Here is a 20,271-nt window from a genome sequence, read left to right on the forward strand (position 1 = left end):
TACCTCTTACGCCAGACGTGGGTTTACTTTTTCAGGGTTGATGTTGTATTTTTTGATTGCTTCTTCAACAACCTTCACATCAATCTCACCACGTTTAGCTAATTCACCTAATGCAGCAACAATCACATAAGAAGTATCAACTTCGAAGTGGTGACGCAGGTTTTCACGGCTATCAGAACGACCGAAACCATCTGTACCTAATACGCGGTAATCATCTGCTGGTACATAAGTACGAACTTGTTCAGCGAACAGTTTCATGTAGTCAGTAGAGGCAACAGCTGGTGCATCATTCATAATTTGAGCGATGTAAGGTACACGCGGTGCTTCAGATGGATGTAACATGTTCCAACGTTCACAATCTTGACCATCACGAGCCAATTCAGTGAATGAAGTTACGCTATAAACATCAGAACCAATGCCGTATTCAGCAGACAGGATTTGTGCTGCTTCACGAACGTGACGTAGAATAGAACCAGAGCCCAGTAATTGAACTTTACCTTTCGCGCCTTCCAGTGATTCCAGTTTGTAGATACCTTTACGGATACCTTCTTCAACACCGGCTGGCATTGCTGGCATATGGTAGTTTTCGTTCAGTGTAGTGATGTAGTAATAAACGTTTTCTTGTTTATCACCATACATACGTTCTAAACCGTCTTGCATGATAACAGCTACTTCATAAGCGAATGCTGGATCATAAGAGATACAGTTAGGAATAGTCAGCGATTGAATATGACTATGACCATCTTCGTGCTGTAAACCTTCACCGTTAAGTGTTGTACGACCTGAAGTACCACCTACTAAGAAACCACGAGCTTGTTGGTCGCCTGCAGCCCAGCATAAGTCGCCAATACGTTGGAAACCAAACATTGAGTAGTAGATATAGAATGGGATCATTGGCAGATTGTTAGTGCTGTAAGATGTTGCAGCTGCTAACCAAGATGCGCCAGCACCCAGTTCGTTGATACCTTCTTGCAGAATTTGACCTTTAACGTCTTCTTTATAGTAAGCAACTTGCTCACGGTCTTGAGGCGTATATTGTTGGCCATTCGGGCTATAAATACCGATTTGACGGAACAGACCTTCCATACCGAAAGTACGTGCTTCGTCCGCAATAATTGGAACTAAACGATCTTTGATAGATTTATTTTTCAACATTACGTTCAGAGCACGAACGAATGCGATAGTTGTTGAAATCTCTTTAGATTGTTCTTCCAGTAATTGGCTGAAATCTTCCAGTGCTGGGATATCCAGTTTTTCTTCAAAACGTGGACGACGAGCTGGTAGGTAACCACCTAAATCCTGACGACGTGCGTGCAGATATTTGTATTCTTCTGAGTCTTTATCAAAAGTAATATAAGGCAGGTCTTTGATTTGCTCATCAGCAACAGGAATATTGAAACGATCACGGAAATGGTGAACGCCATCCATGTTCATTTTCTTAACTTGGTGAGCAATGTTTTTACCTTCTGCCGTTTCACCCATACCATAACCTTTGATGGTTTGAGCTAAAATAACAGTTGGTTGATTTTGAGTGTCTTTTGCTTTTTGGAATGCTGCAAAGACTTTCTTCGGATCGTGACCACCACGGTTTAATGCCCAGATTTCATCATCAGTCATATCTTTAACTAATGCAGCTGTTTCTGGATAACGATTGAAGAAGTGCTCACGAACATAAGCGCCATCACGAGATTTAAATGTCTGGTAGTCACCATCCAGAGTTTCATTCATTAATTGAATGAGTTTACCTGAAGTGTCTTTACGCAGAAGCTCATCCCAACGATCGCCCCACATTACTTTGATAACGTTCCAGCCAGCACCCGCGAAGATACCTTCTAATTCGTTAACAATTTTGCCGTTACCTGTAACTGGGCCATCAAGACGCTGCAAGTTACAGTTAATCACGAAGCACAGGTTGTCTAATTTTTCGCGAACTGCGATGGTGATAGCACCTTTAGATTCTGGCTCGTCCATCTCGCCATCGCCTAAGAACGCATAAACAGTTTGTTTAGTCGTATCTTTTAAGCCACGGTGATTCAAATATTTCAGGAATTTAGCTTGGTAAATTGCAGATAGTGGTCCCAGGCCCATAGAAACTGTTGGGAACTGCCAGAATTCAGGCATTAATTTAGGGTGCGGATAAGAAGATAAACCTTTACCACCAATCTCTTGACGGAAGTTGTTCAATTGCTCTTCAGTTAAACGACCTTCTAAGAATGCACGAGCGTAGATACCTGGGGAGATATGGCCTTGGAAGTAAACCAAGTCACCGCCATCAGTTTCATTTTGCGCGCGGAAGAAGTGGTTAAAGCACACTTCATATAAAGTTGCAGAAGATTGGAATGACGCCATGTGTCCGCCGAGTTCCAAATCTTTTTTGGATGCACGCAGAACCATCATTACTGCGTTCCAGCGAATAGCAGAACGAATACGACGCTCTAATTCCAGATTGCCAGGGTAAGCGGGTTCATCTTCAGCAGGAATGGTATTGATATAATCGCTGTGTACAGAACCGCCTAAAGCGATATTAAGACCACCATTACGGGCTTGTTTTAATACCTGATCAATCAGGAACTGTGCACGCTCAACACCTTCTTCACGGATGACCGAGTCGATCGCTTGTAACCAGTCGCGAGTTTCGATCGGATCCACGTCATTTTTCAGCATATCTGACATGGTGTATTCCTTATCTGTTATCTGTTTTTAATGGTTATGGGAGCCTATCTTCCCGTTATACCAATCTGATATGACGGGAAGATAGGCCCTGCTGTTATTACCGCTTCCCCTGAAAATCACAGGGCGATAGGTAGTACAGACTTAGCGGTCAGGATCTGTGCTACTAAAATAAATCAGGATGTTGTTGTAGCCGGCGCAGAGAGCGCTCACGGCGAGTATGTTCACGACTCATATCCAACAAAACATCTTCAATAAAGGCCAAATGGCGATGTGATGCTTCACGCGCAGCTTCTGGCTCTCTATTAATAATAGCCTGATAAATCTGACTACGATGCTCACTTACTGCAGTTAATATCTCTTTACGAGTATAAAGAAACTCAAAATTCTGGCGGATATTTTGCTCAAGCATTGGCACCATGCATCGTAATAGATGCAATAAAACGACATTATGAGCAGCTTCCGTTACAATTAATTGATATTGCAATACAGCTTCAGACTCAGCGGCTAAATCACCCTTTTCATGAGCTTTCAAAATGCAATCATGGCTAGCTTTGATACGATCAAGATCTTCATCAGTACCACGTAATGCGGCGTAATATGCGGCAATACCTTCAAGTGCATGACGAGTTTCTAAAAGATCAAATTGAGATTCGGGATGTCCGCTAAGCAGTTGAGCTAAAGGATCACTAAAACTTTGCCAGAGATTGTGCTGAACAAAAGTGCCACCGCCTTGGCGACGGAGTAAAAAGCCTTTAGCTTCTAATTTTTGGATAGCTTCACGCAATGAAGGGCGAGATACATCAAATTGCTTCGCCAGCTCACGCTCAGGTAAGAGTTTTTCTCCCGGGCGCAGAGTACCTTCTAAAATCAGATGCTCAAGCTGTTGCTCAATAACATCAGAAAGCTTAGGTTGGCGGATTTTTGTATAAGCCATATTGCTGGAAGCCATTATTGGATAACTATTACCTTAGTGATTGAGTTGTCAATTGGTAATACCAATTTAATATAACGGATAATAAAGTAACAAAGTATTCACTAACTGTCCATACAGTTGTTGAGCGAAATCATAAAAACCTGCAAATTTTAACAAATTATTTTAAAAATTCATCAAAAGTGATAACTAGATCGCATTATCTAGAAACGTTAAAAATAAATTTTTTAACGTTTTTTAAACACATAAACAGTCAAACTGAAGCGTGACAGCAGTACAATTTTGAATTTAAATTCTAATTAAGTGCATTAAAACCCAACTCAAGCAGTTATTTTGTTAACAAACTGCGGTAATAAGCCCAATCAAAGTGAGGCCCCGGATCGGTCTTTCTATTTGGAGCAACATCACTATGTCCAGTAATGTTCTCTTTAATGGCTGGATAAAGAGTAATAAGCGATTGAGTTACCTTCACTAATTGTTGATATTGCTGCTGGGTAAAATCGCACTCATCAGTACCTTCAAGCTCAATACCGATTGAAAAATCATTACATTTTTCTCTGCCTTTATATAAAGAAACGCCAGCATGCCACGCTCTCTCAGTAAAAGGCACATATTGCACAATTTCTCCATCACGCCGAATCAGGCAATGAGCCGACACTCTTAAGCTAACAATCTCACTAAAAAAAGGATGATCTTGCTCTGATAATGTATTGGTAAAAAGTTGGTCAATATAAGGCCCACCAAATTCACCAGGAGGTAAACTGATATTATGAACAATTAATAAAGAAGGGAGCTCTCCTTCAGGTCTCTTATCATGATTAGGTGAAGGAACCTGTCTAGCATCGATTAGCCAACCTTGTTTAATTTCCACATCAACCCTCTTTTATTTTGTTTTACTATTATCAATAACTCTATTAACTCATACTCATCAATAAATGCGAACTTTCCCTCAATAATAAAAGTTAAATATGTATATCTCCCTTTTCTTTTCGATATTTTACTCAAACTTTATCTTATCTATTCGCTAATAAAGTCTTTTTTTTTCATACTTCTAGTGTCTATTACTCAAGGAGGACGCTAGATGAATGCACTTAATTATCACTCTAATGAAAATGGTTTTACCCTTATGGAACTTATGATTGTGATTGCTATCATCTCAATTTTAAGCTCAGTGGCTATTCCTGCCTATCAAGGTTATATCCAAAAAGCCGCATTAACCGATGTCTTACAAACACTGTCTCCCTATCGTTCTGCGGTAGAATTATGCCGTTATGAAAATGAACCTCAACACTGTAATTCTGATTCCTCTTTTATGCCGCAACAATTTCGTAGTCGATATTTATCCGATATAAATGTGTTGCACGGTGTGATTAGTGCAACAGGAAAAACTCAGCTTGATGGTCTGACAATCACAATGTCGTCAGAGAAAGGAGTTAACGACCTCGTTCCGATATGGAAAACACAATGTTCTACAACAAATCTTACGTTGCAAAAACAGTGTAGTGAGATTTTAAAATCATATTAATGCTCTTATATAAAGGGAGCACTCGTATCGAGTGTTCCTATTGCGCACTTTAAACATTGAAGACAACACAAATAAGTCAGAAAGTATTAAAGAGGTGAAGAATGGATATCACACACTCTGCAACAGAATTTATTGAGAATCTATTACGTACAAGTATTTTAAAGCGTGTCTCTGATTTACATATAGAGCCACAGCAAATCAGTGTAAGAATTCGAGCCAGAATAGATAATCATTTATATCTATTTTCGCCACCTCCAAATGAATTCTCTGAAGAAATAGTGACTCGCTTAAAGGTACTCGCTAACTTAAATATTGCAGAGAAGCGATTGCCTCAAGATGGGCAGTTTAATTGGTCTTATCATGAAAAAAACTATTCAATACGAATTGCGACACTTCCCACATTATATGGCGAAAAAGTAGTTTTACGGCTTATCAATAATTTACAACAACCGGAATTAAATCACCTGGGCTTTCAACCCTCACATTTAACGCTATTAAAAAAATATTTAAATTTACCGCAAGGAATGATTTTAGTTACAGGGCCTACGGGAAGCGGAAAAACGCTCACACTATATAGTTGTTTACGTTATTTAAATAAAGAAAACCTAAATATAAATAGTGTTGAAGATCCGGTTGAATTACCTCTAAAGGGTATTAATCAGATCCAAATTTCCGAAAAATCAGGGATCTCATTCACAACAATATTACGGGCATTACTACGCCAAGATCCTGACATTATTATGGTAGGTGAAATACGTGATCAATCGACTGCTGAAATGGCAATAAAAGCAGCACAAACAGGGCATCTTGTATTATCAACCTTACATACTAATTCGGCTTCATCCACATTAATGCGTCTATATAACTTAGGAATTGAAAAAGATCTTATTCACTCCTGTGTTAGCTTAATTATTTCACAACGATTAGTTCGTTGTTTATGTCCACTCTGCAAAATATGTCTACCCAATAAACAGCATATAAATATAAACAAAGAAATGATCGAAATACCAAACTGGCAAGCTGTTGGTTGCCAGCAATGCTATTCAGGCTATAACGGAAGAACGGCTATTTATGACTGCTTTGAGCCCTTAAAACAAACTCTCTCATCCCCTTATCACTTACTCTATTCCGGCATTTCATTAATTAAACAAGGAATAACGACACTTGAGGAGGTTTATCAAACACTAGGAGATATTGAATGAGATTACAGCTAATTTATCGCTATGATGCATTAACTTATCAAGGAGAATGGTGTACAGGAAAAATACTGGCATCCTCTAATAACGAGGCATTTATTAAACTAACACAACAACAAAAACTCCCCATAAAAATACGTTTATTCAAAATTGTTTTATTTCAAGATGCTGATAAGCAATATCGAATTCAATTATTCGAACAATTAGCTCTATTACTTCATTCAGGTTTAGCACTTCTTCCTGCATTAACACTATTAAAAGATGAATGTCGTTACTCACATTGGCAATGCGTATTAGAAGATATCATTTTCAACTTAATGCAAGGAGGTTCTTTTTCTAAACAATTAACTCGTTATCCGCTTTATTTCCCAATTACATTGAGTCGCTTTATTTTTATTGGTGAAGAAAGTGGAAAGTTAGATGAAGTTATTACGCTTCAAATAATACAATTAAAGAAACATCGAGAGATTGTTAAAAAAATCAAAAAAGCCTTTAAATACCCAACCTTTTTACTCACTGTATTAACTTTGATTACCAGTATTATGTTGCTCTATGTCTTACCTGAATATCAGTCTTTATACAGTGCCTTTAATACAGAACTTCCAATTTTAACACTCACTTTAATTACTTTTTCGCAATGGCTTACTGATTATATTAGTATGATAGTGTTTATCTTTATAGGATTAATAGTTGCTTATCGCTTAATTCGACACTCTTTTTCACTATTATATTTTTTTGAACAAACCTTTTTTCTTCATATTCCTTATTTAGGTAAGCTTTTAAAGTATCAGCAATTACACCTTATTTTTCAGATAATAAGTATTACACAACAAGCTGGATTACCTTTATTACAAGGTTTAAAAATAGGAATAGAACAACTTACACACCCTATTTATAAGCAAGTACTTTCTCAAATGAGCGGTCACATTATGCAAGGTAAATCGTTGAGCTTATTTATGAAAAATGAACCTCTTTTTACGCCTATTTGTTATCAATTTATCAGTTGTGCAGAAAACTCGGGACAATTGCTCTATTTTTGTCAGCAATTAAGTGATTGGTTTTATCATCAACTCGATGAGCAATTAAACACCATTAGTGCTTGGCTAGAGCCAATATTGATGACAGTTGTTGCATTGATTATTGGCACATTAATCATTGCTATGTATCTTCCTATATTACAGTTAGGTGATACTATACAGTGAATCACAAATTTTATGAGTAACATGCTGTTACTATGTGTAGCACTAACTTATTGATTAATGGTAATTCTATTACGCATTATGAGGTAGGATGTCAGGGTAGCAGAAAATCATCTATCATAATAACCGAATAAAACCCAAATATTGCGGTTATTATCTTGTGATAAAAACAAAATTAGCCTTTAGAATACCTAGACTAATCGTAAATTTTAATTCATTAAAAACAGATAAACAAAAATGGCTTATACAGTTGCTCTTACAGGCGGAATAGGCAGTGGTAAAACAACCGTTGCCAATGCTTTTGCCTCATTAGGTGTACCGCTTGTCGATGCTGATGTTATTGCTCGATTAGTGGTAGAGCCTCGATCTTTAGGGTTAAATGCATTACATCAGCATTTTGGTGACTGCATTTTGCTACCTGATGGTTCATTAAACCGAGCACAGCTGCGACAGATTATTTTTGAAAATAATGAAGAAAAAACTTGGGTTAACAATCTTCTTCACCCATTGATACAGCAAGAGACTCAAAGACAAATACAACAAATTAAAGCGCCCTACTTTATTTGGGTTGTTCCATTATTAGTCGAAAATAAATTAATGCATCTCGCCTCTCGTGTTCTTGTTGTCGATGTTACACAAGAAGAGCAAATAGAAAGAACTATAAAACGAGATGGCGTTAGTCGAGAGCAAGTTCTTAATATTTTAAAAGCTCAAGCTCAAAGACAGGAACGATTAGCCGTCGCTGATGATATTATTGAAAATCACGATAATAGCCAAAATATGATTGGAAAAGTTAAGCAACTCCATCAGCATTACTTAGAATTAGCTCAACAAGCGTTACAGGACAATTGCCATGAGTGATGACATCACAACAATCATCTTCGAACATCCCCTCAATGAAAAAATGCGTTCATGGCTTAGAATTGAAAATTCATTGATTCAAATTAACAGTTTTCGTGCAATTGATTCATTACCCACAGCACTCTCGTTTTTCCGTGCGATATCAGAATTTATTGAAGTCCTTGATCGTGGTGAAATCCGTGCTGAATTACTTAAAGAATTAGAAAAAAGACAAAAAAAATTACAGCAATGGCTTTCATTTCCTAATGTTGATAAAGCGATTGTCACTCAGATTATTGATGAATTAGCTGAAAATGCAGCCGTATTAAGTAAAGCCCCTCGAATAGGTCAGCATTTAAAACAAGATAAAGTCATTAGTTTAGTCAAACAGCGTCTAAGTATTCCTGGTGGATGCTGTAATTTTGATGTACCAGCATTACATTTATGGTTAAGTTTACCTCAAGCAACTCGTGATGAAAGATTACAAAGCTGGCTGGCAGGTTTATTACCATTACAAAATGCATTAAATAGTTTGCTCATGCTTATTCGCCAATCAGATACATTTAAGTCCGCTCTTAGTCACCGTGGTTTTTACCAAGACAGCGCTGAAGATGGTGAATTGCTACGTCTTAAGATAGCCATTGATCACCAAATCTATCCTCAAGTTTCAGGGCATAAAAATCGCTATGCGATCCGCTTTTTACCACTTGATAGTGAAAATGGAACCGTACCTCTAGAGCTACCTTTTGAGATCGCTTGTTGCTAACATTATGTTTATTGATATGAGCATAAATAGCACCAATGAGATCTAGGAGAGATAATGAGCGAAGAATTAATTGTAAAATGTCCAACCTGTCAAACAGAAGTTGTTTGGAATGAAAGTAGCCCTTATCGCCCTTTTTGTAGTAAGCGTTGCCAACTTATTGATTTAGGCGAATGGGCTGATGAATCAAAACGCATTCCAAGCCAAAGCGATATTAATGACAGCGATGATTGGAGTGAAGCGCCACAACAAGAGCCTAAATACTTTTAATATGCCAATCTGAACATAAAAAATAGCCACTCGACTGAGTGGCTATTTTATTTATAGGTGCTTATTTAGCACTATTCTACTTTTGCTTACTTTTGCAATAACGCCACAATAGTACGGTTAGCAGGCGGAAAATCATCGGCATTTAACGATCCAATCGATGTCCACTTGAATTCTTGACCCTCTTTACCATAGGGCTCATTATCCCATTGCGTGACTAAGAAAAAGGATAAGGTAATGTGTCTATCTGGAAAATCATGCTCTACTGTTTCAAAAAGTGAGCATTGCGTTACATCAATACCAATTTCTTCTTGTAACTCACGTACTAGCGCCTGCTCTGGAGTCTCTTTATCTTCTAATTTCCCCCCCGGAAATTCCCAAAACCCTCCCATGTGCGATTTTAGAGGGCGTTGGGTGATAAAGACATTATTGTGTTGATCACAAATAATACCCGCAGCAATATGTAGCTTCTTTTTATCCATCATAGACAACCTATTGAATAGTCACGTTATTATAACAACTTAACGATATTATAACGTATATCCAACGGTGCTACTCTGGTTTTCTTTCCCTGACTATCTCAATTAATTAACGATAAATAGGTAAGAAACCGAACTGTGCTAATGTTTGGCAAATAATCCCTACTGCACCAAAAGCGATAACAGCATAAATTAATCCTTTGCCACCCCACACTTTGAAACCTGAGTTTGGAAATTTCTCGCGTGCTTTCAGTGCCATAACCGCAGGACAAATAATTGCCCATACACACGCGGCAGTTCCTGCATAAGCAATCGCAATTAAAAACCCATTAGGGAAAAGTAAACATAATAGTAACGGTGGTGTAAAACATAAAACGCCAGATTTTAAGCGCCCTGTTTTGTTATCTTCAAATTTTAGTGATGCTAAAATATAGTCGAACAGACCAATCGCTACCCCTAAAAATGAACAGAATACGGCACTAATAGAAAACCACAATAAAAATCCTTCAATATATTTACTGTTTAATACAGTATATAAAGAATCAATAAAGGCATCTAAGTTACCACCCTTTTGGATAATTGTAATAAATTGCTCACGAGGTAAATTCCCCATCGTGCCAATCATCCAAAGTAAATAAATTACCAGTGCTAAAACACAACCAATAACACAACTTTTTACAACCTTTCTTTCATTTTCATGATAGAGCTTATAAAGGCTACAAACATTACCATGATAACCAAAAGAGGTGATAGCATAAGGAATAATGATAAAAATAAAAGGATAAAGATATAATTGACTTTTACCTTCAAAGGTTGCAGTAAATAATAAATCACCTCTCGCTTTAAAGAATAATCCCGAGAACGCCAACACAAATAGAACAATCTTAATAAATAAAAATATTGAGGTTAAGCGACTTGCGCAAGCGCCTCCCCACCAGATTGTAGCCCCTAGTAAAATAGTAAATACAAAGAATATCACTCTAAGGTTTAAATTAAGACCATATAAAGATGAAGCTTCATAAATGACCGAACCTGCAGCAGATATATAAGCATAAATTAAGATATATAATACAAATATCAAAGACGCATTCGCAAGATAACACGCCCATTTAGGTAATAACTCTTTCGATATATGAAAGTAGTTTGTTCCTGCACCATATTTAGATATACATTCAAGAATATAAATTCCAGAATGAAACATAAAGAAACAGACAATAAATAATATAAAGAGTGAGTTAATAAACCAAGCACCAGACATTATTGTTGGCAGGCTAAACATTCCCGCACCGATCATCGCGCCGCCCAACACAAATCCCCCTACAATAATTGAGGGTTCTTTATTTACCGACTTATTTTCCATTTTTTAGTCCTTACTGAAATAAGGATAGGGCTCTCGCATTGCACGAGAGCCATTATTATTGTGGAGTATTATTTATTTGATAGGTTTTAATCTAGCAGTAAAGTGTCTTAATACAGGTGGTTCATATTCGAACTCAAGACCTTTAAGCGTTTTAAACTTCTCTTTTAAGCCGATAAGTGCGTCAGCAATATAATCCATATGGTCGTTAGTGTAGACACGACGTGCAATGGTTAAACGCATAAATTCCATATCTGCATGTTTTTGCTCACCTGTTGCAGGATCACGACCTAATAAGAACGAACCGATTTCAACAGCACGAACACCAGACTCTAAGTAAAGTGCGTTAATGACAGCTTGAGCTGGGAATTGATCGCCCGGGATATGCGGTACCAGTTTTTTACAGTCAACGAAAACAGCATGTCCACCAGTAGGATATTGAATCGGAATGCCCGCTTCACGTAAACGGTCACCTAGATATTGAACCTGACCAATACGATAGTGCAGATATTCTTCCTCAGTACCTTCTTCTAAACCTTGTACCATTGCAGCCATATCACGGCCAGCTAAACCACCATAGGTAACAAAGCCTTCCATTGGTACACAGCGTTGTCTTGCTAATGTGAATACTTCTTCATTATCACGAATTGAGACTAAACCACCAATATTTAACAGTGGATCTTTTTTCGCTGACATTGTTAATGCATCAGCGTATTTATACATATCTAGAATAACTTCTTTGATAGTCGCATTTTTATATTTAGGATCACGCTGTTTAATGAAATACGCATTTTCACAATAACGCGCTGAATCCATCACAACAAAAATACCGTGCTGTTTTGCGATTTCGTAAACTTCTCTTAAATTGTCCATTGAGACAGGCTGACCACCAGCACTATTACAGGTCACTGTTGAAACAATGGCAACAACGTTATCAGCACCATGTTTTGCAATATTTTCTTTTAATTTAGCAATATCAAAATTGCCCTTCCAATCATCATAGGTTTCGGAATCAAACGCTTTCTCAGTAACAATATTAATTGCTTTACAACCATTTAATTCAACGTGTGCTGCTGTGGTATCGAAATGGAAGTTAGAAATAAATACAGGGTTTTTCGCTTTTCCATCTTTTTGTTTATATTTTAATAATACTGGGAAAAGAATATTTTCAGCACCACGTCCTTGGTGAGCAGGGATAATATAATCGTAGTTAAATAACTCTTTGGCTTTATCTTTTAAATCATAATAGTTTCTTGAACCTGCATAAGCTTCATCACCAGTTATCATTGCTGCCCACTGGTGATCACTCATTGCGTTAGTACCAGAGTCTGTTAATAAATCAATATAAACAGCATGACTTGGTAATAGGAATGGGTTATATCCAGCTTCTTTTAATGCGGCTTCACGTTCTTCTCTTGAAGGAACACGGATATTTTCTACCATTTTAATGCGGAATGGTTCTACGATTCTTTTAGCCATGATAATACCTTTAATATATTAAATAATAAAATTAGAATAAATAAAATAATCTTCCCATTTAAATTAAACGGAAAAAGAGTATTAAATTATTTTGGATGGATATAAAAAAGGATTATTTTTCAGGAAAGTAGAAGGCGAGTTCAGAATCAATATTAAACCATTTCTTCAATCTGAAGAAACCTCTTAATACTATCAAAACATTAAATGATGAGAACATACTTTAACCCTTATAGTCAGGAAATAGTACAATTTACATGCTAATTTATATAACAGTTAAACACAATTAGTAATATAACAATAGTATATTTTGGACGAAAATCACACTATTTATAATAAATAATATATTAACGTGATCACTATCACTTACTTTAATCTTTAATTAAATATTTTTTTATAACTTAAATTTTTATTGATAAAATCAAGTAGTAATACATGTATTTATATTGTATTTTCATAAAATGAAAGCTGTATTTAAATAACCCTACTTTTTATCATGAATAATAATTTAACAATAAAACCCTAATCTCTTTACTTTTCTACTAGTCGTTTTATTCATTAAAATGAAATAATAATTCATGAAATATTTATTCCAGAATACAACATTAATAAACTTATAAATAACAAATGAAAAGTTAACTAACCTGCTTCTTTTTCATATCTTCGAATTCCTTCTCATTATTTATCTTCTCTTTATAAAAAATGAAAAAGTTTTAATTAACATAGCTGAATCGATGGTAGTTTAAGCAAGAAAAAAATAACGCGTAAGATTATAACCATGAAAATCAACACAATATAATCCATTTAAATGAATCATTTGTTTAAATAATGCTATTTGAGATATCAATCATTTTAGTTATGTCGCTATTTAATATCGAAACGGGTAGAAATTTATCTTTATTTCATCGATTTTTAATTTCTTTTCATATTGAGAGTACCCGGTATTTATTATTCTAAAATTAACGATAATATAAAAACATTAATTATTATCTTTCTATATTTAAGCAACATTATTTATATTTGAATTAATACCTTTATATTGAGGTAAAATGAGAAAAAAAGTTATTTTATTAACACTATTAAGTGGATTTTCAACCTGTGGATTAACAGCAAATGACGCCGGCTATTTAGGCTCGATGGGAGAATCACGGCGCGCATTACAAGATAGCCAACGTGAAATAAATCAACTTATTGAACAAAATCGCTATCAACAACTTCAAGAAAATGCATTAGAGGTTTCACCTACCCCCACACTTATTACTGAATCAGAACATTGTTTGCCTATTAATGGTGTGTATGTTCAAGGAATTACTTTACTTAATGAAAAAGATCTTGATTCCTTAACACCATTACCAGAGCAATGTATAAAAAGTGCTGACGTTAACCGTTTAGTCAAAGAGTTAACCCAACGCTATCTGCAACATGGTTATATCACGGCTAGAGTTCAATTTTTACGCCCAAATCAAGAGCAACAGCTTGGGCTGTATGTTATTGAAGGCTTTATTGAAAAAATTGAAGGCGGTGATCGAGGCGTTAACACAGCACTACTTTTCCCTCAGGTTGAAGGAGAGCCTCTTAAGCTTTCAAAACTGGACCAAGGGCTTGATCAAGCAAACCGTTTACAGTCGAATAAAGTTAAACTCGATATACTGCCTGGTACGCAATTAGGTGGCTCTATTATTCAACTTACCAATCAGCGACAAGCGCCATGGCACCTTAATATTTCAAATGATAACTATGGGCAAAAAAACTCAGGACGCTGGTTAGTTCGAACCAATGCAAGCTTAGACAGCCCATTAGGGCTATCTGACTTTGTCAGCTTAAATGCCAGCGTTACCACTGATAATCCTAATACACGCTTTAATCGTGCTTACACCCTACTCTATTCTTTACCTTATGGTGCATTGACATTCAGCACTTTTGGTAGCTATTCGGAGTATGAATTTCATCAAGCATTACAAACACGTACTGTACGTTTATCCGGTGATACAACACAAGTTGGTTTAAGGGGAGATTACGCTTTTTATCGTAGTCAAAAACAGATTGATACCTTAAACATGCAGATAACACATAAGCGAATACGTAACTATTTCAGCCAAATTCGCCTTGATATCAGTAGCCCTGCACTTACAACGGTAGAGTTAGGTATCAACCATTTACACATTGTTCCAAATGGTGTCATCAGCGTTAATTTAAGTGCAGAAAAAGCCATTAGTTGGTTTGGTGCAGATGAATCACCTCGTGTTGCTAATGGCAATGGTAATGACTATCGCTTTACAAAAGTTAAGCTTTTTGCCAATTGGCAACATCGTTTTGCCTTATCGAACTCTACATTTTTATTCAATAGCGCCTTCTTTGGTCAATATAGCCCCGACACCTTACCGGGTGTGGAATGGCTTAGTTTAACGGATAAAAACGCAATCCGTGGTTTTGACCAAAGTACACTTTCTGGCGATAACGGCGGCTATTTACGTAATACGCTTTCTTATCCTTATCGGATAAACACATTTTCAATCACCCCTCGAATTGGCCTCGATGCTGGCCGAGTTCAACAACATGGTAACTATGAAGGATGGCGTAGTGGCTATGGGCTAAGTTCGGGCTTAAATCTCCAATATCAAAAAGCACAATTCGATATTGAAGTCGCCAAGGGGCATTTGCTTTACAACCAAACGAATTCCAATAAAACCAAAGACCCTACTCAAGTGTTAGTTAGATTTTCATATTTATTTTGATTCACACTCATAGCAATAAACGGAGAAAACTCTATGAAATCAAAAAACTTCAAGCTCTCTCCTTCGGGTAGGCTTGCTGCATCTTTAGCGATTATTTTCGTATCACTAAATGCATATGCTGGAGGTATTGTTCCTGATGCGGGCAATCAAGGACCGAATGTTTCATCAGTCAATGGTGGCACTCAAGTCATTAATATCGTTACACCAAATAATGAAGGTATCTCTCATAACCAATATCAAGATTTTAATGTAGGTAAACCAGGCGCTGTTTTTAACAACTCCTTAGAGGCGGGACAATCACAACTTGCTGGACAATTAAATGCTAACAGCAATTTAAATGGACAAGCTGCTTCTTTGATTTTAAATGAAGTTGTTAGTCGAAATCCTTCGTTCTTATTAGGCCAGCAAGAAGTTTTTGGTATCGCTGCAGAATATGTACTTTCTAACCCAAATGGTATTACCTGTGATGGATGCGGTTTTATCAATACCAGCCGTTCTTCTTTGGTTGTCGGTAACCCACTATTTGAAAATGGTGAGTTAAAAGGTTATAGCACACTTAACAATACGAATTTACTTTCTATTGGTAAAAACGGATTACACGCTCCCGGCCTTTTAGATTTAATTGCACCTCGTATTGATAGCAGAGGCAAAATAACTGCTGCAGAAATTTCTGCATTAACAGGTCAAAATACATTCTCCCAACGCTTTGATATTCTTTCATCACAAAAACCCGCTTCTGCCTTAGATAGTTATTTCTTTGGTAGTATGCAATCTGGTCGTATTCGTATTATTAATACCGCAGAAGGAAGTGGGGTTAAATTAACAGGTAAATTTGTTGCTGATAACGAATTAAGTGTCAGAGCGGACAATATTCAAACGGATAGCCAAGTTCGCTATGACAGCTACGATAAAGATGGTAGTGAAAACTATCAAAATTACCGTGGTGGTATTGCTGTTAATAACAGTGGTTCAAGCCAGACTCTGACAAAAACAGAGTTAAAAGGTAAAAACATCACATTAGTTGCTGATAATAAAAACCAAATTAAAGCCTCTGATTTAATGGGTGATGATATTTTATTACAAGGTGCTCATTTAACGGTTGATGGTAAACAGTTACAGCAAAAAGATACTGATACTGATAATCGCTGGTTCTATTCTTGGCAATATGATGTGACTAAAGAAAAAGAGCTAGTACAGCAAGTTGGTAGCCATATTGATGCCAAAAACAGTGCGACATTAACAGCAACTAAAGGTGATGTAACACTTGAAGGTGCAAAAATTAATGCGGGTAACACACTGGCAATTAATGCTAATCAAGATATTAATATCAACGGATTAGTTGAGAAAGAAAATCGCAGTGAAAACGGCTATAAGCGTAACCATACTTCTCGTTTAGAGACAGGTAGCTGGAGCAATAGCCATCAAACAGAAACCTTAAAAGGCAGTGAATTGACTGCGGGTAAAACGCTAGGTTTAAATGCTGAAGGCTCTGTTACTGCTCAAGGTGCGAAATTACATTCTAATGAGAATGTTGTTGTTAACGCTAAAGAAAACATCAATCTTAATGTTCAAAATACCAACAATGATAAAACAGTAACTGATAATCATGTCGTTTGGGGTGGTATCGGCGGTGGTAATAATAAGAACAATAACAATAAACAAGAAGTCAGTCATTCAACACAATTAACGGCTGACGGGCAACTGCTACTTGCAGCAGATAACAGTGTCAAAATCACAGGTAGTCAAGTGAAAGGCAATCAAGGTGCCTTTGTTAAAACGACTCAAGGTGACGTTGTTATTGATAATGCGATTAGTGAAACCATCACTAAAACAGATGAACGTACAGGTACTGCATTTAACATTACTAAAAACTCCCACAAGAATGAAACTAACCAACAGCATTCAACGGGTAGTGAATTAGTTTCTGATGCAGAATTAACAGTAGTTAGTGGGAAAGATGTCAATGTAATTGGTAGCTTAATTAAAAGTGCTGATGAATTAGGCATTAGATCTTTAGGTGATATCAACGTTAAATCTGCACAGCAAATCACGAAAATCAATGATGAAAAAACATCATTAGAGATCACTGGTCATGCCAAAGAAGTTGAAGACAAGCAATATAGCGCAGGTTTTCATATCACTCATACATCCAACAAAAATAATAGCACTGAAACTGAACAAGTAGGATCTACTATCAGTGGTGGCAGTGTTAAAGTTCAAGCGGATAAAGATGTCGCTTTTGCTGGCTCTGATTTAAAAACAACTGCAGGTAATGCCATTGTTTCTGGTGACAATATTGCTTTTGTTTCAACAGAAAATAAAAAAGAGACTGACAGTACAGATAGAACCATTTCAGGTGGCTTTAGCTATACTGGTGGTGTTGATAAGATCGGTAGTAAAGCTGATTTCCAATATGATAAACAGCATACAACAACTGATATCACCAAAAATAAAGGTAGCGAAACTCAAGTTGCAGGTGATTTAACCATTACTGCAAACAATGATGTAACGCATCAAGGTGCATCACACAAAGTTGATGGTGCGTATAAAGAATCAGGTGAAAATATCAATCACCTTGCTGCAAATGATAGTGCAACATCTAAAACAGATACCTTAAATATCGGTGTCGATGTAGGTGTTAATCTTGATTATAGCGGTGTGACTAAACCGATTAAAAAAGCAGTAGAAGATGGAATTGATACCACAAAACCGGGTAACAATACCGATATGGATAAGAAGGTTACCTTTAAAGATGCCATTAGTAATCTTGCTAACTTAAGTAATTTAGAAGCGCCAAATGTGGGTGTTGAAGTCGGTGTTAAAGGTGGCGGTAGCCAGAAATCACAAAGTGATAGTCAAGCGGTTTCTACATCAATTACCGCGGGTAAAATTAATACTGATAGCAATAAAACGCTACATGACCAAGGTACTCATTATCAATCTACCCAAGGTGACATTGCGCTAACCGCTAACACTCATACCAGTGAAACGGCCCAAAACAAACACCAAGAGTCCTTCCATGAAACAACAGGTGGCGGTCAAGTAGGTGTCAGCACCAAAACAGGCACTGATATTACCGTAGCAATTAAAGGTGAAGGTAAAACCACTGACACAAACCTAACCACAACCAAAGCTGAAGGTAGCCAGTTTAATTCAGCCAGTAATATCAATATTAATGTACGTGAAGACGCATATTATGAAGGCGCTAAATTTGATGCTCAAGATGGAAAAACTGTCATTAATGCTGGCGGTGATTTAACACTTGCACAAGCAGCAGATACCCACACTGAAAGCCAACATAACGTGAATGGCAGTGCAAACCTGAAAGTCGGTACAACACCAGACAGTAAAGATTACGGTGGTGGCTTTAACGCAGGTGGTGCAAATCATCAAAAAGATCAGACAACAGCAAAAGCGGGTTCAGTGAATGCCTCTCAAGGTATTGAGTTAAACTCAGGCCATAATCTGACTTTACAAGGCACTCATTTAACCAGCGAAAATGATGTTGCTCTGACTGCAACTAACAAAGTTGATTTCCAAGCAACAGAATCTCAACGTACTGAAACAGGTAAGAACTTATCGGGTGGATTACAAGCGGGCTTTGGTCAAAATGCAGGTGATAAATCATCTTCTGTCAATGGCTTAGGCGGTGCTGAATTTGCTATTGGTAAGCAAGATGAGAAGAGTGTTTCTCGTGAAGGTGGAACTATTGCTAACCAAGGTAATTTAACCGTTAATGGTAGCTCTGTTAATCTTCAAGGTACTAAAGTTAATAGCAAAGATACGCAATTAACTTCTCAATCTGGTGATACCACGCTGACATCAGCACAATCAACGGATTACAAAAATAACTGGGGTACTGATATCTCTTTAAATGGCAAGCAAACCAATACGACGCCAAAAGAAGTGACTGATGAAAACCCAGCAACCTCTATCCATGATATTGGTGGTAAAGTTTTAGTAAACGTTGAAGATCAACAAAAGTCTACACACCAAAATGCCTCTGTAGAAACAGGCACATTAACTTTAAATAGTGACAAAAACCTCGCTCTTTCTGGTGCAAATGTTTCTGCAGATAATGTAACGGGTAATGTGGGCGGTGATTTTACAGTGACTAGCCAAAAAGACAGCGATCGTCACGTTAATGTTGATGTAAATGTCGGTTATAACCATAACAATGATCCTAAATCTAGCCAAGTTGATAAAACAGCTAAAGCAGGTGGATCACTATTAGAAAACACTATCAAAGAGACCATTGATTCAGGTATTAAATCTGCAACAGATGTTATCTCTGATAAATATAATTCACTCTCTTCAACTATCGCAGATAAAACGGGTATCAGTGGCGAAACAAAAGCCAAAATTGATAAAGGTGTAGGCACAGTGGGTAACGGTATCAAAAATATCGTAACTGGTGCTGAAGGTCATACAGCCAATGCGGATATCAAAGTTTCTCATATTGATAATGATGCAGTGACCCAAACCACAACCTTAACTAGTAAAAATGATATTTCATTAAATGTAAGTGGTACAACTAAGCTGGCAGGCGCTGAAATTAAAAGTGAGCAAGGTCAGGTTGATTTAGGTGGTAGCAACGTTCAATTAAACAATATTGAAGGCCATCAATATGAAGCCGGTGCAGATCTTGATCTGAAATCATCTGCAGTTGATTTAGTGAAACAACTTACAGGTGGCGACTTATCATTAAAATCACCTGTTAAAGTTAATGAAACTGTAAACACAAAATCGTCTATTTCTGAAAAATAATAGATACCTCATAAAAGAGTAATGCCTATTCTTTTGTAAGCCAAACCCGCTTGTTATCACAAT

At 36.9% G+C, this 20,271-nt stretch carries 15 protein-coding genes; 8 read left to right on the forward strand and 7 right to left on the reverse strand.

Annotation, left to right across the window (positions count from 1 at the left end):
• Positions 1-6: 6 nt before the first annotated feature.
• The 3 genes from aceE to ampD all read right to left on the reverse strand — a co-directional run bounded on the left by aceE (position 7) and on the right by ampD (position 4,475).
• Positions 7-2,673, reverse strand: coding sequence for a pyruvate dehydrogenase (acetyl-transferring), homodimeric type (gene aceE / locus GTH25_RS12730; RefSeq protein ID WP_075670828.1), 2,667 nt, complete (start codon positions 2,671-2,673; stop codon positions 7-9).
• A gap of 163 nt (positions 2,674-2,836) precedes the next feature.
• Positions 2,837-3,607, reverse strand: a complete 771-nt coding sequence (gene pdhR / locus GTH25_RS12735) for a pyruvate dehydrogenase complex transcriptional repressor PdhR (protein WP_164530615.1) — start codon at positions 3,605-3,607, stop codon at positions 2,837-2,839.
• 325 nt (positions 3,608-3,932) lie between these two features.
• Complete coding sequence (ampD, locus tag GTH25_RS12740; protein ID WP_075670826.1) at positions 3,933-4,475, reverse strand: 1,6-anhydro-N-acetylmuramyl-L-alanine amidase AmpD; 543 nt, start codon at positions 4,473-4,475, stop codon at positions 3,933-3,935.
• Between the two features lie 210 nt (positions 4,476-4,685).
• On the opposite strand from ampD, the gene ppdD reads away from it, so the two are divergent.
• The 6 genes from ppdD to yacG all read left to right on the forward strand — a co-directional run bounded on the left by ppdD (position 4,686) and on the right by yacG (position 9,397).
• Complete coding sequence (gene ppdD, locus GTH25_RS12745) at positions 4,686-5,129, forward strand: prepilin peptidase-dependent pilin (RefSeq protein ID WP_075670824.1); 444 nt, start codon at positions 4,686-4,688, stop codon at positions 5,127-5,129.
• A 101-nt stretch (positions 5,130-5,230) separates the two neighbouring features.
• Entirely contained in the window at positions 5,231-6,331 is a 1,101-nt protein-coding gene (locus GTH25_RS12750; RefSeq protein ID WP_164530616.1) for an ATPase, T2SS/T4P/T4SS family, read from the forward strand.
• Entirely contained in the window at positions 6,328-7,527 is a 1,200-nt protein-coding gene (locus GTH25_RS12755; RefSeq protein ID WP_156733816.1) for a type II secretion system F family protein, read from the forward strand. The genes GTH25_RS12750 and GTH25_RS12755 overlap by 4 nt, the downstream gene beginning before the upstream one ends.
• Before the next feature lie 234 nt (positions 7,528-7,761).
• A complete protein-coding gene (coaE, locus tag GTH25_RS12760; protein ID WP_075670818.1) occupies positions 7,762-8,385 on the forward strand; it encodes a dephospho-CoA kinase in 624 nt (207 codons plus the stop codon).
• Positions 8,378-9,130, forward strand: a complete 753-nt coding sequence (zapD, locus tag GTH25_RS12765; RefSeq protein WP_075670816.1) for a cell division protein ZapD — start codon at positions 8,378-8,380, stop codon at positions 9,128-9,130. Before coaE ends, zapD begins: the two co-directional genes overlap by 8 nt.
• Positions 9,131-9,184: 54 nt before the next feature.
• A complete protein-coding gene (gene yacG / locus GTH25_RS12770; RefSeq protein WP_075670814.1) occupies positions 9,185-9,397 on the forward strand; it encodes a DNA gyrase inhibitor YacG in 213 nt (70 codons plus the stop codon).
• Between the two features lie 86 nt (positions 9,398-9,483).
• Here yacG and mutT read toward each other — a convergent pair whose 3' ends face one another.
• The 4 genes from mutT to tnaC all read right to left on the reverse strand — a co-directional run bounded on the left by mutT (position 9,484) and on the right by tnaC (position 12,926).
• Positions 9,484-9,876, reverse strand: a complete 393-nt coding sequence (gene mutT / locus GTH25_RS12775; RefSeq protein WP_075670812.1) for an 8-oxo-dGTP diphosphatase MutT — start codon at positions 9,874-9,876, stop codon at positions 9,484-9,486.
• Positions 9,877-9,982: 106 nt separating this feature from the next.
• Positions 9,983-11,233, reverse strand: coding sequence for an aromatic amino acid transporter (locus tag GTH25_RS12780; RefSeq protein ID WP_099659318.1), 1,251 nt, complete (start codon positions 11,231-11,233; stop codon positions 9,983-9,985).
• 72 nt (positions 11,234-11,305) lie between these two features.
• Positions 11,306-12,709 carry a tryptophanase gene (locus GTH25_RS12785; protein WP_164530617.1) on the reverse strand — a complete coding sequence of 468 codons (1,404 nt, stop codon included), beginning with the start codon at positions 12,707-12,709 and terminating at the stop codon, positions 11,306-11,308.
• A gap of 112 nt (positions 12,710-12,821) precedes the next feature.
• Positions 12,822-12,926, reverse strand: a complete 105-nt coding sequence (gene tnaC, locus GTH25_RS19380; protein ID WP_075670806.1) for a tryptophanase leader peptide — start codon at positions 12,924-12,926, stop codon at positions 12,822-12,824.
• 829 nt (positions 12,927-13,755) lie between these two features.
• Here tnaC and GTH25_RS12795 point away from each other — a divergent pair.
• Both GTH25_RS12795 and hpmA read left to right on the forward strand, forming a co-directional pair.
• Positions 13,756-15,441 (forward strand): ShlB/FhaC/HecB family hemolysin secretion/activation protein, encoded by a 1,686-nt coding sequence (locus GTH25_RS12795; protein WP_164530618.1) that lies wholly within the window; start codon positions 13,756-13,758, stop codon positions 15,439-15,441.
• A 33-nt stretch (positions 15,442-15,474) separates the two neighbouring features.
• Complete coding sequence (gene hpmA, locus GTH25_RS12800) at positions 15,475-20,208, forward strand: calcium-independent hemolysin HpmA (protein WP_164530619.1); 4,734 nt, start codon at positions 15,475-15,477, stop codon at positions 20,206-20,208.
• Positions 20,209-20,271 lie beyond the last annotated feature (63 nt).

The sequence above is a fragment of the Proteus terrae subsp. cibarius genome, assembly GCF_011045835.1.
Classification (GTDB): Bacteria; Pseudomonadota; Gammaproteobacteria; order Enterobacterales; family Enterobacteriaceae; genus Proteus; species Proteus cibarius.

Excerpts from the sequence above, each read along its gene's own strand:
- coaE (WP_075670818.1), top strand. The coding sequence starts at position 7,762 with ATGGCTTATACAGTTGCTCTTACAGGCGGAATAGGCAGTGGTAAAACA.
- mutT (WP_075670812.1), bottom strand. The coding sequence starts at position 9,876 with ATGGATAAAAAGAAGCTACATATTGCTGCGGGTATTATTTGTGATCAA.
- GTH25_RS12785 (WP_164530617.1), bottom strand. The coding sequence starts at position 12,709 with ATGGCTAAAAGAATCGTAGAACCATTCCGCATTAAAATGGTAGAAAAT.
- tnaC (WP_075670806.1), bottom strand. The coding sequence starts at position 12,926 with ATGTTCTCATCATTTAATGTTTTGATAGTATTAAGAGGTTTCTTCAGA.
- aceE (WP_075670828.1), bottom strand. The coding sequence starts at position 2,673 with ATGTCAGATATGCTGAAAAATGACGTGGATCCGATCGAAACTCGCGAC.
- pdhR (WP_164530615.1), bottom strand. The coding sequence starts at position 3,607 with ATGGCTTATACAAAAATCCGCCAACCTAAGCTTTCTGATGTTATTGAG.
- GTH25_RS12750 (WP_164530616.1), top strand. The coding sequence starts at position 5,231 with ATGGATATCACACACTCTGCAACAGAATTTATTGAGAATCTATTACGT.
- hpmA (WP_164530619.1), top strand. The coding sequence starts at position 15,475 with ATGAAATCAAAAAACTTCAAGCTCTCTCCTTCGGGTAGGCTTGCTGCA.
- GTH25_RS12755 (WP_156733816.1), top strand. The coding sequence starts at position 6,328 with ATGAGATTACAGCTAATTTATCGCTATGATGCATTAACTTATCAAGGA.
- GTH25_RS12780 (WP_099659318.1), bottom strand. The coding sequence starts at position 11,233 with ATGGAAAATAAGTCGGTAAATAAAGAACCCTCAATTATTGTAGGGGGA.
- zapD (WP_075670816.1), top strand. The coding sequence starts at position 8,378 with ATGAGTGATGACATCACAACAATCATCTTCGAACATCCCCTCAATGAA.
- ppdD (WP_075670824.1), top strand. The coding sequence starts at position 4,686 with ATGAATGCACTTAATTATCACTCTAATGAAAATGGTTTTACCCTTATG.
- yacG (WP_075670814.1), top strand. The coding sequence starts at position 9,185 with ATGAGCGAAGAATTAATTGTAAAATGTCCAACCTGTCAAACAGAAGTT.
- GTH25_RS12795 (WP_164530618.1), top strand. The coding sequence starts at position 13,756 with ATGAGAAAAAAAGTTATTTTATTAACACTATTAAGTGGATTTTCAACC.